Here is a 12,476-nt window from a genome sequence, read left to right as displayed (position 1 = left end):
GGGCGGTGTCCAGACTGCCGGCGGCCCGCAAACCCCACCTAAACATAAACGTCTTCCCCCCGGGCCGGCCCCCCGGCCCGGGGGGGGGGGGGGCGCGCCCCCGGGCCCCCCCACGCCGTTCGGCACGCGACAGCGAAGTGACCCACCGGTAGGGTGCTGGCGACAGGCACCGTGAGCGACCGGGAGTGGAGCACGCATGGGCGGCGAGGGCACGGGGTTCTTCGAGTCGGTGGCCGACACCGCCGCACGGCTGGCCGAGGCGGGCTACCTGGCCTCGACCGGGGTCGCCACCACCGTCTTCCTCGCCGACCAGCTCGGCAAGCCCCTCCTGGTGGAGGGCCCGGCCGGGGTCGGCAAGACCGAGCTCGCCAAGGCCGTCGCCGCGATCGGCCGCGCCCGGCTGGTCCGGCTCCAGTGCTACGAGGGCATCGACGAGGCCCGCGCGCTCTACGAGTGGAACCACGCCAAACAGCTGCTCCGGATCACCGCCGGGCGGGACGAGGGCTGGGACGGGGCCCGCACCGACATCTTCGGCGAGGAGTTCCTGCTCACCCGCCCCCTGCTCACCGCCATCCGCGGCGACGAGCCGACCGTGCTGCTGATCGACGAGATGGACAAGGCCGACGTCGAGGTGGAGGCGCTGCTGCTCGAAGTGCTCAGCGACTTCCAGGTCACCGTCCCGGAACTGGGCACCATCACCGCGACCCGACGACCGTTCGTCCTGCTCACCTCCAACGCCACCCGGGAGCTCTCCGAGGCCCTGCGCCGCCGCTGCCTCTTCCTCCACCTCGACTACCCGGAGGCCGAGTTGGAGCGCCGCATCGTCCGGCTGAAGGTGCCCGGACTGGACGCGGCGCTGGCCGACTCGCTGGTCCGGGTGGTCGGCGCACTGCGGACCATGGAACTGCGCAAGGCGCCGTCCGTGGCGGAGACCGTCGACTGGGCCCGCACCCTGCTCGCGCTCGGCGCCGACACCCTTGACGAGGCACTCGTCCGATCCACCCTCGGCGTGATCCTCAAACACCAGGACGATGTGGTGAAGGCCGCACAGAAGCTCACCCTGGCATGAGCCCCCCGCCGGACCGCGCCGACGACGCCACCGCCACCCCCGGCGCCGGCACCACGCCGGCCGCCGACCTCGCCGCCCGGCTGACCGGCTTCGTCCGGTCGCTGCGCGGCCACGGCCTGCGGATCGGCCCGGCCGAGACGGTGGACGCGGCAGCCGTGCTCGACGTCCTCGGCCTCGCCGAACGCGAGCAGGTCCGGGCCGGCCTGGCCGCCGCCCTGCTGCGGTCCGACGGGCAACGGCCGGTCTTCGACGCCGCCTTCGACCTGTTCTTCCCGCTCGGCGTCGGCGCCCCGGAGGCCGTACGCCGGAACGCGGCCCAGGACACCGAAGGCGCGCCGCACGCCCCGGACGCCCCCGGCCCGAACCCCTCCGCCCCGAACCCCTCCGCCGAGGACGCCGCGCTCCGCGAGGACCTCCGGGCCCGGCTGGCCGCCGCACTCGCCGCCGACGACCGGGCCGCCCAGGCCCGCCTCGCGGGCGAGGTGGTGGCCGCGTTCGGCCGGTACGGCACCGGCGGCGGATCCGCAACGCCCGGCACCAGCGGCTGGTCCGCCTACCAGGCGCTCGGCCGGCTCGCGCCCGAAACCCTGCTGGCCCGCGTCCTCGCGGCGCTGCGAGCGGGCACCGTCCGCGACCCCGACGGCACCGGCCCGGACGGCGCGGACGTCGCCGACCACCTCCTCCCCGACGAGATCCGGCGCCGCATCCAGGGGTTCCGCGCCATGGTCGCCACCGAGGCACGCCGCCGGGCGGCCGAGCTCCGCGGCACCGAACAGGTCGCCGCGCGGGCCGTCGCGCCCACCGTCGACCGGATCGACTTCCTCGCCGCCGGCCGCGACCAGCTCGCCGAACTTCGGCGCACCGTCCACCCGTTGGCCCGGAAGCTGGCCACCAGGACGGCCGCGCGCCGACGCCGGGCGGCGCGCGGCCGGATCGACCTGCGCCGCACCCTGCGCCGCTCGCTCTCCACCGGCGGCGTCCCACTGCGCCCCGCGTACCGGCTGCGCCGGCCGGCCCGGCCGGAACTGGTGCTGCTCTGCGACGTCTCCGGCTCGGTCGCGGGCTTCGCCGACTTCACCATGCTGCTCGTCCAGGCGATGCGCGACCAGTTCAGCAAGGTCCGGGTGTTCGCCTTCGTCAACCGCACCGCCGAGGTGACCGGGCTGCTCACCCGGGGCGGCGCCGACCCCGCCGCACTGGCCCGCCGGATCCTCACCGAGGCCCGGGTGACGGGCTACCACGGCAACAGCGACTACGGCTCGGCGCTCGGCGAGTTCGCCGACGACCACCTGGACGCCGTCGGCCCGCGCACCAGCGTGCTGGTCCTCGGCGACGCCCGGAACAACCACCGCGATCCCAACGTGCCCGCGCTCCGCCTGGTTGCCGCCCGGGCCCGCCGCGTCTACTGGCTGAATCCCGAGCAGCGCTCCCTCTGGGGTACCGGCGACTCCGCCGCCCGCGTGTACGCCGAGGTGGTGGAGATGCACTCCTGCCCCAACTCCCGCCGCCTGGGCGACTTCATCGCCCACCTGCTACCGGTCTGACGAGCCCGCCGGTCCGACGAGCCGGTCCGACGGGCCGGTCCGCTCAGCCGTCCAGGTGCCGGAGGAAGTCGAGCAGGGCCGCCGTCACCTCCGCCGGCCGCTCCTGCTGCGTCCAGTGCCCGGCCCCCGGGAGCGTGACGTGCCGGTACAGCTTGGGCGCCATGGCGTCGAGCAGCCGGCGCAGCGCCTCCTCGGGGATCATCGCCGACACCATGTCCCGGTCGCCGACCACGTAGAGGGCCGGCACCTCGACCAGGCGGCCGACGAGGCCCGCGAGCAGCTCGTTGTTGCGGTCGATGTTGCGGTACCAGTTGAGGCCGCCGGTGAAGGCGCGCTCGCCGTGCTCGGCGTAGTCGGCGACGAAGGCCTCGATGTCGGACGCGGAGAGCCAGCCGGGCAGCGTCTCCGGATCCGGGAGGGTGTCGAGCAGGGTCCGTCCTTCGGGCACCGTCCAGGCCTGCGGCCGCTCGGAGCCGGGGCGGTCACCGGATCCGCCGACGAGCATGCGGCGGAAGGTGGAGTGCAGGTCCTCCGCCAGTTCGGCGTCGGCGACGCCGGGGCGCTGGAAGTAGATCTGGTAGAAGCCGTCGCCGTACAGCTGTCGGGGCTGCGCCAGCGGCGGCAGCCCGAGCGTCGGCAGCGGCGGCACGCTCAGCCCCGCGACCGCGCGCACCAGGTCGGGGCGGAGGGTGGCGGTGGTCCAGGCGACGGGGGCGCCCCAGTCGTGGCCGACCAGGACGGCCCGCTCCTCGCCGAGGGCGCCGATCAGGGCGCCGACGTCGCCGACCAGGTGGAGCAGCGTGTAGGCGTCGACGGACTCGGGCTGCTCGCTGCGGGCGTAGCCGCGCTGGTCGACGGCGACCACGTGGTAGCCCGCCGCGGCGAGCGGGGCGAACTGGTGCCGCCAGGAGTACCAGCTCTCCGGGAACCCGTGCAGGAGCAGGACGAGCGGCCCCTCCCCCTGTTCCGCGACGTGCAGCCGGACTCCGTTCACCTCGACCTGACGGTGTGCGATGTGCCCGTACGCCTGCAAGGTCATGCGGCCCTCCCTGGTCGCGGCTCGCCACCGGATCGGACGGACGGCGCCCGACCGTTCGCCCTCACCCTGCCCAGCGCCCGCCCCCTGGAACCCCCTGCCCCGTCCCGCCCGCGGCGGGGGCCGGGTCAGCCCCACCTGCGGCCCGAACGAGGCAGTACACCCTGTTCCATGAGGTGCGATCGTCGACAGTGGTCGCCCACCGTGCCCGCCCGGCACGTGCGTCACCTCCCATGAGGAGTCGTCTGGACGGTGGCGCCACGGGCCGGGCCCGGTCACCCGGGTCGGGGAGTGAGCGGGACGGCGGCGGTCGGGGTCAGTTGTTGCCCCCGCCTCCGCCGTTGTTGCCCCCGCCTCCGCCACCGTTGACCGGGGGCGCGGGGAACAGGTTGAGGAGGCCGCCCAGAATGTTGGGGCTGTAGACGTTCGTATTGCCGCAGATGTTCGCCACGCCGGCGTCTCCGCCGACGGCGCAGCCGGCGACGGGCTTCCGGTCGACGTGGCCGCCGTACCCGTGGTGGGCGCCCGAGCCTGCGACGGCCGTGCTCGCACCCGCGAGCACCAGGCCGCCGGCAGCGGCGGCGACGACGATCTTCTTGATCATATGTACTCCTCATCCGATGAGATCCTCGCCCGATCGTGCGCGGCGGGGCGCGCCGCCCTCCTCAGGCGGGGCCGTCGGCCCGGATGTCCACGAACGAGTTTCACTCCCGTCGCCCAACCGGGGACCGGAGGGTCCGCGTCAGTCGTCGCGCCCCCCGCGGTCGAGGAGGGCCACCACCCCGGCGAGGGCCGCGCCCAGGACGATCATCACCAGGTAGCCCACCGTCTCGTACCCGGTGGGGATCAGGTAGCGGAGGAAGCCGAAGACGTGCAGGCCCCAGAGGTGGTCCGAGACGAGACCGCTGATGCCTCCGACCACGAGGACGAAGCTCACGAATCCGAGCAGGTTCTTCATTCCCCGGACGCTAGAGCGCCGGGTCGTCACCCGAATCCGACTTTCGGAGCGGGCGACCGCCACCAAAGTCGCGCCCGCGGAAGGCCGGCGCGGCGAGCAGCGGCACGGCGAGGAGGGCCGGGGCCGCGGCGAGGGCGAAGCAGAGGGGCAGCGGCAGCTGTCCGACCAGCAGGCCGACGGTCGCGGCACCGCCGGCCGAACCGGCGTTGAGCGCGGTGTTCACCCAGGCCCCGGCCCGGGTCCGGGCGTCGGGTGCGACCGCCTCGTCCGCCACCAGGTAGGCGGTGGTGACGGCGGGTGAGACGAAGAGTCCGGCGAGCGCGACACCGGCGCCGAGCAGGAGGAGGTTCGGTGCGAGCCCCGCGACGGCCAGCGACAGTCCCAGGCCGGCGGTCAACAGCGGCAACCGGGCCGCGTTGGACATCGGCCGGTCGAGCGCGCCGAGGGCGAGACCTCCGACGGCACTGCTCGCCGAGAGAGCCGCCAGCACCCAGCCGACCGCCCCCGGACGGCCCTGCTGCTCGGCCGAGACGACCACCATCAGGTCGAGCGCGCCGAGCGCGAGACCGGTCACGGCTGCCGCGAGCACCGCGCGGCGCAGCTCTCCCCCGCCGCCGAGCCGCCCGCCCCGGGGCCCACCGGCGGTGGCCTGCCCGGCGGCCGGCGGTACGGCCGGAGCGGTCCCGGCGGGAGCGGTCCCGGTCGCGGTGACCTCGGGCGGAACCACCGCAGGCGCGTCGGCCGAGGGCGCGTCGGCCGAGGGTGCTCGGGCAGCGGCCGGAGCCGCGACCAGCAGCAGCGTCCCGGAGAGGACCAGGGCCGCGCCCACCGCCACGGCACCGGCCGGGCCGACGATCGGGAGCAGCACGCCGACCAGCAACGGCCCGGTGACGAAGAGCAGTTCCTCGGCCACCCCGTCCAGGCTGTAGGCGCGGCGGAGCAGTGCCGGGTCGGGCAGCAGTCGGCGCCAGAGCGTCCGCATGACCGGTCCGAGCGGCGGCGTGCAGGCCCCGGCGGCGACCACCAGGATCCCGACGGCCGGCGGCTCGACCCCCGGCCTCGCGGTGGCGCCGGCCACGGCCAGGAGCAGTGCGGCGTACAGGCCGGCCATCGGCGGCAGGGCGCGCCGGGGTCCGTACCGGTCGACCAGGGCGGCCCTGGCCGGCGAGAGGAGCACGCTGGCCAGCGCGAACAGGGCCATGGCCACGCCGGCCGCCGAGTACGAACCGGTGGCGTCGCGGACGGCGAGCAGCAGCGCCAGCGGGACCGTCCCGTAGGAGAGGCGTCCGAGCAGGGCGGCGGCGAAGGTGCGGCGGGCGTGCGGTGCGCCGAGCACGGCGCGGTAGGAGGGACGGCGGGAGGCGCCGTCGGACGGGGTGCGCGCGGGCGCGGGGGAAGGCGTGGACACGGGATCGTTCCTCGGGAGAACCGGGCGGGGCGTGACGGCCCTCGGCCCGGGTGCGTACGGGGACACCGGAGCGCCGCGCCGGTCGAACGGGCGCGGTCGTGGCGGGTCGGTCACGCACGAGGAGCGAACATGGTTCCGAACCGTACCAGCACCGCCCGGGCTTGCGTCCCGCGCACCCCGCGGGCCCACGGGCGGGCGCCCCGGCCGCACCGCCACGGGTCCACGGACGGCATCGGGCGGCGCCCGGCGGCTCCGGGGACGGGCCCGGACGGAGCAGCGGGCAGGGCGGGGCGGCGGGCGCCCGGGTACGTTCGCGGTGTGCAGCAGAGGTCACTCCACGTCAGCAGACGTGCCCGCGCCGGTAGGCCGGCGGCGGGCGCCGTCGCCGCGCTCGTCCTCGCCGCCGGGTCGTCGGCCGGCTCGGCCGCCGCCTTCGCGGCGTCCTCGACGGCGAAGCCCACGACGACGCCCACGGCAGCGGCGCGCACCGCCGCGGCCCGTACGACGGCAGCTGCCACGGCGACACCCACGCGGGCGTCCGCCCGGCCCGCCGCACCGACGGCGCCCACCACGCCGGCGCGCACCGCCGCCACCGCGCCCACCGCCACCGCCACCGCCACCGCCCGAGCGTCCGGAGCCGCGTCCGGGACCGCCCTCCCCGGCGCCGGTGCCGCGCAGGACGCCGCCGCCGTGGTCGGCGGCGAGCGGCTCGGCCGCCCGGCCGTCCAGGTGGCCCTCCGCGCCGGTGCGCCCGACCTCCCCGCCGCGCTGACCGGGCGGTCGTGGCTGATCGCCGACGCGGCCACCGGCGAGGTGCTCGCGGCCCGCAACGCGCACCTGCCGCTGCCGCCCGCCAGCACGCTCAAGATGCTCTTCGCCAACACCGTGCTGCCCCGGTTCGACCGCGCCCTGGAGCACCGGGTGACGCCGGCCGAGCTGGCGGAGCTGGGTGCGGGCAGCAGCCTGGTCGGGATCAAGGAGAACCTGCCGTACCGGGTCGAGGACCTCTGGCGGGGGGTCTTCCTCGCCTCCGGCAACGACGCCGTCCACGTGCTCGCCCACATGAACGGCGGGATCGCGAGGACCGTCGCACAGATGCAGGGCCGGGCCGACGCCCTCCAGGCCCGCGACACCCGGGTCGTCTCGCCGGACGGCTACGACCAGGACGGCCAGGTCTCCTCGGCGTACGACCTCACGCTCTTCGCGCGGGCCGGACTGCGCAACCCGGACTTCCGCGCGTACTGCTCGACCCGCACCGCCCGCTTCCCGGGCGGGGTCGACAAGGCGACCGGCCTGCGCTCCTCGTTCGACATCGCCAACACCGACCGCCTGCTCGGCAGGTACCCGGGCCTGATCGGGGTGAAGAACGGCTACACCACCAACGCCGGGGCCACCTTCACCGGCGCCGCAGAACGCGGCGGGCGGACCCTGCTCGTGACGGTCATGCACCCGGAGCAGCAGACCAAGGTGTACGACGAGGCGGCGGCGCTGCTGGACTGGGGGTTCGCGGCGGCGGGCAAGGTCGAGCCGGTCGGGCACCTGGTCGAGGAGGCGGGAGCCTCCGCCCCGGCCGCGGCCTCGGAGGCCGCCGAGGCGCCGGCCTCGGGTGTACTGCCGCACGCGATCCGGCAGGCCGACCACGTGCTGGGGCCGGCCGGCTGGACGGCGGTCACCCTGTGCGGGGCGCTGGCGCTCTGGGCGGCGGCCCGGGTCCGGACCCGACGGCGTCTGCACCCGAGGACCGCCGCGAGCACCGCCCTGCCGGGCCCGGTTCCTGGCTCCGCGCCGACCGCCGCCCCGACGGTGTTCTCCCAGTACCCCGAATACGCCCGGTGGAGCGCGTTCCCCTTCCCGGTCGCACCGCCCACCGGGCCCGACGCCCCCGCCGCTCCGCACCCGCCCGCCCTCCCGGCGTTCCCTCCGGGCACCCCCGCCCGGCCCGACGCCGCTCCCCGGTTCCGTCCCGCCGCCGTGCCGGGGCGCGCGGCCTGTGCGGGTGCCACGGCCGTGGGTGCCAGGGCCACGGGCGCGACGGCGGTCGGCGGACGCGGACGCCGCCGGCTCGCCCGCCGGGCCCGGGGGCTGGCCGTGTCGGCCCGGACCCGGCTCACCACGGGCCGGACCGGGCGGCGGGTCTGACCCCCGGGCACCGAGGCGCCGGCCGAGGCGGGGCTCCTCCTCGCGACATCCCGGACCGGCGGGGCACCGCGTGCGCGGTGTCCCCTCCGGCGCGCGAGAGCTCCCTGGTCGGCGCCCTAGAATTCCCGCCATGAGCGCCCCCACCCCGCCCTCCGGCCCGAACGACCCTCAGGACCCTCAGGACCCTCAGGACCCGGCCGAGCGTCAGAAGCAGCGGCTCGAACGCCTGGTCCACCTCGCCTCCGGCAGCTACCTGCTGGTCACCACGTACAAGAAGGACGGCACCACCGTGCCGACCCCCGTCTGGGTGGTGCGGGACGGGGAGGCACTCGGCGTCTGGACCGTCGCGGACTCCTGGAAGGTCAAGCGGATCCGGAACCGCGCCGACGTCCTGGTCGGCCCCTGCGACCTGCGGGGCAACCCGACCGGCGAGTCGTACCCGGCCACCGCCGAGATCCTCGACCCCGGGCGCACCGCCGCCTACCGGACGCTGCTGCGGCAGAAGTACGGCCTGCTCGGCGTGGTCACCCTCCTCGGCAGTCAGTTGCGGCGCGGCAACCGCGGCACCGTCGGCATCCGGCTCACGCTCGCCGACTGACACCGACGGGAGCGACGCCCGCCCCCGCCACCGGTGGCCCGGTCACCGGGTCACCGCCAGGCAGTACGCCGGATCGGTGTCCAGCAGCCTGCGGTGGGTGCCCTCGGCCGTGACGACCCCGCCGTCCAGGACGAGGACCCGGTCCGCGGCGTCCAGCAGCGCCGGACTGCTGGTGATCACGACGGTGGTACGGCCCCGCCGCAGCGTCGCGATGTTGCGTGCGACGAGCTGCTCGGTGACGGCGTCCACGGCGGTCGTCGGGTCACGCAGGACGAGCACCTCGGTGTCGGCGGCCAGGGCCCGGGCCAGGGACAGCCGCTGGCGCTGCCCCCCGGAGAGGTTCGAGCCGCGGTCACGGACCTCGTAGTCGAGCCCCTGCCGGTGCAGGGCCACCACGTCGGTCAGCATGGACGCCTCGACCGCCTCGGGCACCGTCCGGCTCGTCCCCGACGGGTCGATGTTCGAGCGGAGCGTGCCGGCGAAGATCTCCGCGTCGTGGGGGTTGACCAGGATCCGCTCACGGACCGACTCGACCGACAGCTCCGCGAGCTCCCGGCCGCCGACCCGCACCACTCCCTCGTAGGAGTCCGGCGGGACGGCCACGGCGAAGACGGACGCGAGGTCGGCCGCCGCCCGCGGCTGGTAGGCCGCGATCGCCGTGAACTCTCCGGCCGGGACGTGGAACTTCACGCCCTGCAGGGAGCCGTACCGGACGCAGTCGACCTCCAGGTCCCCGCCCGGGGCCGGCTGCTCCGACCCCGGGGCCGCCACCGGCGGGGCGGACAGCACCAGGGCCATCCGCTCGGCCGACGCACGCGCCGTCATCACGTACTTCGGCATGTCCGAGAACAGCCGGAGCGGCTCCATGATGAACTGCGCCAGGCCCACGGCCATGACGAGCGCCCCGATGCCGATCTGCCCGTCGAGGGCCAGCCATCCGGCCGTCAGGGTCACCGAGGCCGCGAGGGTCGCGTTCAGCGCCAGCGCGGCGCCCGCGTAGGCGCCGTTCACCCGGGCGACGGTGACCGCCTGCTCCTTCGCCTCCGTGCTGACCCTCCGGTAGGAGCGGAACGCCGCGTGGTTGCCGCCGAAACCGTGCAGCGGGCGCAGGCCCGTGATCAGGTCGGCGACCTTCGCACCCGCGCGTGCCACCCGCGCCTGCTGTTCCTTGGTGCTGCTGCCGATCCGCCGGGACATCACGCTGAGGACCGAGAGGATGGCGACGGTCCCGACCATGACCAGCAGGCCGAGCCGCAGGCTCGCCGTGCCCAGGGCCACCGCCGCGACCAGCACCGCGACCATGGAGCTGATCAGCATCGGCACCACCTCGACGATGTCGGCGGTCTGGTCGGCGTCCTCGGTGGCGATGGTGAGCACCTCGCCGGACTTGAGGCCGGTGTCCCGGGCCACCGGCTGGAGGCCGCAGGCCGCGACCCGCACCCTCCAGCGGTGGGCCTCGGTCGTGTTGGCCTTCTGCAGGACGCGCATGCCGAAGCGCCACGACAGGGACACCGTCGTCGTGATCACGGCCAGGGCCGCGACCGCCAGGGCGAGTGATCCGGGGCTGCGTTCGCGCATCGTGTGCTCGACGATCAGACCGAGCGCGATGGGGAAGGCGGTCTCGCCGGCCTGGTAGAGGCTCATGAGGAGGGTGCCCCGGGCCATGGCACCGGCGTTGCGGCGGATCGCGGTCCGGAGTATGTCGGATCCCGGGCGGCGGGATCGCTGGACGTCAGGAGTTGTCATCGATGCGGGGCAATCGCTTCCGGGGTTCGCAGGGTGAACAGATCACGGATCGTGATCAGGGGGCCGAACTCCCGGCGCAGGAGTCCGACCGGACGTACGGCCGGCGTGGAGTGTCTCCCGAGGGGCGGGAGGTCGCCCACCGCGCTCGCCCCGGGGAACTCAGGCCGGACCGACCTGACGTGGAATCGCCCGGCTCTCGCCCCTCCAGGCCCGCCAGAGCTGCGCGTAGCGGCCGCCCAGGGCCACCAGCTCCCCGTGCGTGCCCTGCTCCACGACGCGTCCCGCGTCCAGCACGGCGATCCGGTCGGCCGCCATCGCCTGGGTCAGCCGGTGGGCCACGAACAGCGTGGTCCGGCCGGCGCAGGCGGCCCGAACGGCCCGCTCCAGTTCGGCGGCGCCCTCACTGCCGGCCTCCGCGGTCGACTCGTCGAGCACCACCACCGGCGCCCGTCCCAGCACCAGGCGGGCCAGGGCGACATGGGCGACCGCGGTGCCGTCCAGCCGTTCACCGCCCTCGCCCACCGCCGTGTACAGCCCGTCGGGCAGCGCCTCGACCCACTCCTCGGCGCCCACGGTGCGCAGCGCGTCCATCAGTTCGGCGTCGGTCGACTCCGGCGCGGCGAGCCGCAGGTCGTCGGCGAGCGGGCCGGAGAACACGTGCGTCTCCTGGGTCAGGACGCTCACCAGCGCCCTCGCCCCGACCTCGTCCAGGTCGGCGAGGTCGATCGGTCCGACGCGGACCGACCCGGTCTGCGGAGTCTCGATGCCCGCGACGAGGGCGGCCAGGGTCGTCTTGCCGGCGCCCGTGGCGCCCACCAGGGCCAGTGAGCCACCGGCCGGGACCGTCAGGGTGACGTCCCGCAGGACCGGTTCCTCGGCGCCCGGGTACGCGAACGTCAGCCCCTCCACCGTCACCGGGTACGGGGTGCCGTCCTGCGGCGCGGGGGCCGAGTCGCCCACCAGCCGCTCCGCCGCGGACTCCGTCAGCACGCCGACGAGCCGGGTCAGGCTCGCGCCCGACTTCTGCGCCTCGTCGAAGGTGAACATGATGGCGCCCAGCGGCGTGAAGAGGCGGTGGAACACCAGGGGGGCCGCGGACACGTCGCCGAGGCTGGCGGATCCGGTCTCCAGCAGGACGTAGCCCACCACGAGGATCAGGACGAGGCCGATGAACTCCGCGCGGTTCTCCCTGCCGACGAACCGGCCGAAGAAGCGGAACACCTCGACGCCGTGGTCCCGCACCCGCTGCGAGTCGTCGGCGACCTTCTCCCGGAACCTCTCCTCCAGGCGGTAGGCCCGGACGGTGTCGATGCCGTTCAGACCGCTGATCAGCGCCTGCGCGCGGTCGGCCTGGGCGGCACGCTGCTTGCGGTAGAGCGGGGCGGACCGGGGGAGGTACCAGCGCAGCGCCAACCCGTACGCGGGCAGCGCGCAGGCTCCCGCGAGGCCGAGCCGCCAGTCGAGCCCGAACATGCCGATCGTGGCGACGGCCACCAGCACGCCCGCGGAGAACACCGTGGGGACGGCCGAACGGATGCCCCTGGACAGGACGGCGACGTCGTCGCCGACCCGGGAGAGGACGTCGCCGCGGCCCACCTGCTCGACCCGGGCGATCGGCATGCCCAGCACGGCCCGGACGGCGCCCTCCCGCAGATGCGCGAGCAGGTCGGCGCCGAGCCTCCCGATCAGGTACGTCGACGCCGCGGTGGCCGCCGCGCCGAGCAGCGCGGCGGCCACCATCAGCGCGCCGATCGGGAGCAGGGACGAGCCCGGCTCGCCCCGGACCACGCCGTCGACCACGCGGCCGAGCAGGAGGACCGGGAGCATCTGGAGCGCCGCCCCGGCCACCGTGCTGACCGCGGTGGCGGCCGTCAGCCACGGAGTGTCGCGGCAGTGGGCGGCGACCCATCGGGCTGCCTCACGGCCGCCCGTGGTGCGCAGGGTGGCCGGAGCGGCCGGTGTTCCCGTGGTGCTCACA

At 75.6% G+C, this 12,476-nt stretch carries 10 protein-coding genes; 4 read left to right on the top strand and 6 right to left on the bottom strand.

Translation table 11 applies throughout. The features are described from left to right. The first annotated feature begins 196 nt into the window (after positions 1-196). Together ACFWOG_RS13020 and ACFWOG_RS13015 are read left to right on the top strand one after the other, a co-directional pair. A complete protein-coding gene (locus ACFWOG_RS13020) occupies positions 197-1,069 on the top strand; it encodes an AAA family ATPase (RefSeq protein WP_380357684.1) in 873 nt (290 codons plus the stop codon). Next, entirely contained in the window at positions 1,066-2,613 is a 1,548-nt protein-coding gene (locus ACFWOG_RS13015) for a VWA domain-containing protein (RefSeq protein ID WP_380357682.1), read from the top strand. The genes ACFWOG_RS13020 and ACFWOG_RS13015 overlap by 4 nt, the downstream gene beginning before the upstream one ends. Before the next feature lie 43 nt (positions 2,614-2,656). Here ACFWOG_RS13015 and ACFWOG_RS13010 read toward each other — a convergent pair whose 3' ends face one another. The 4 genes from ACFWOG_RS13010 to ACFWOG_RS12995 all read right to left on the bottom strand — a co-directional run bounded on the left by ACFWOG_RS13010 (position 2,657) and on the right by ACFWOG_RS12995 (position 6,015). Then, entirely contained in the window at positions 2,657-3,652 is a 996-nt protein-coding gene (locus tag ACFWOG_RS13010; protein WP_355409004.1) for an alpha/beta hydrolase, read from the bottom strand. 313 nt (positions 3,653-3,965) lie between these two features. Next, positions 3,966-4,253 carry a hypothetical protein gene (locus tag ACFWOG_RS13005; RefSeq protein ID WP_380357678.1) on the bottom strand — a complete coding sequence of 96 codons (288 nt, stop codon included), beginning with the start codon at positions 4,251-4,253 and terminating at the stop codon, positions 3,966-3,968. Positions 4,254-4,391: 138 nt separating this feature from the next. Then, on the bottom strand, positions 4,392-4,607 hold the full coding sequence (locus ACFWOG_RS13000; RefSeq protein ID WP_355409002.1) for a hypothetical protein: 216 nt from the start codon (positions 4,605-4,607) through the stop codon (positions 4,392-4,394). 10 nt (positions 4,608-4,617) lie between these two features. After that, entirely contained in the window at positions 4,618-6,015 is a 1,398-nt protein-coding gene (locus ACFWOG_RS12995) for an MFS transporter (protein ID WP_380357675.1), read from the bottom strand. Positions 6,016-6,333: 318 nt separating this feature from the next. On the opposite strand from ACFWOG_RS12995, the gene ACFWOG_RS12990 reads away from it, so the two are divergent. Beyond that, the gene (locus tag ACFWOG_RS12990) at positions 6,334-8,154 is read left to right on the top strand and encodes a D-alanyl-D-alanine carboxypeptidase family protein (protein WP_380357671.1); all 1,821 of its coding nucleotides are present in this window, start codon (positions 6,334-6,336) and stop codon (positions 8,152-8,154) included. A 130-nt stretch (positions 8,155-8,284) separates the two neighbouring features. Beyond that, a complete protein-coding gene (locus ACFWOG_RS12985; protein ID WP_380357668.1) occupies positions 8,285-8,752 on the top strand; it encodes a PPOX class F420-dependent oxidoreductase in 468 nt (155 codons plus the stop codon). A gap of 42 nt (positions 8,753-8,794) precedes the next feature. Here ACFWOG_RS12985 and ACFWOG_RS12980 read toward each other — a convergent pair whose 3' ends face one another. Together ACFWOG_RS12980 and ACFWOG_RS12975 are read right to left on the bottom strand one after the other, a co-directional pair. Further along, the gene (locus tag ACFWOG_RS12980) at positions 8,795-10,498 is read right to left on the bottom strand and encodes an ABC transporter ATP-binding protein (protein WP_380357665.1); all 1,704 of its coding nucleotides are present in this window, start codon (positions 10,496-10,498) and stop codon (positions 8,795-8,797) included. A gap of 159 nt (positions 10,499-10,657) precedes the next feature. Beyond that, positions 10,658-12,475, bottom strand: a complete 1,818-nt coding sequence (locus ACFWOG_RS12975) for an ABC transporter ATP-binding protein (protein WP_380357662.1) — start codon at positions 12,473-12,475, stop codon at positions 10,658-10,660. Position 12,476 lies beyond the last annotated feature (1 nt).

It is taken from the genome of Kitasatospora sp. NPDC058406 (assembly GCF_042722765.1).
GTDB lineage: Bacteria > Actinomycetota > Actinomycetes > Streptomycetales > Streptomycetaceae > Kitasatospora.
The sequence above is the reverse complement of the archived record's forward strand: the minus strand, read 5'-3'. Positions and strand labels throughout refer to the sequence as shown.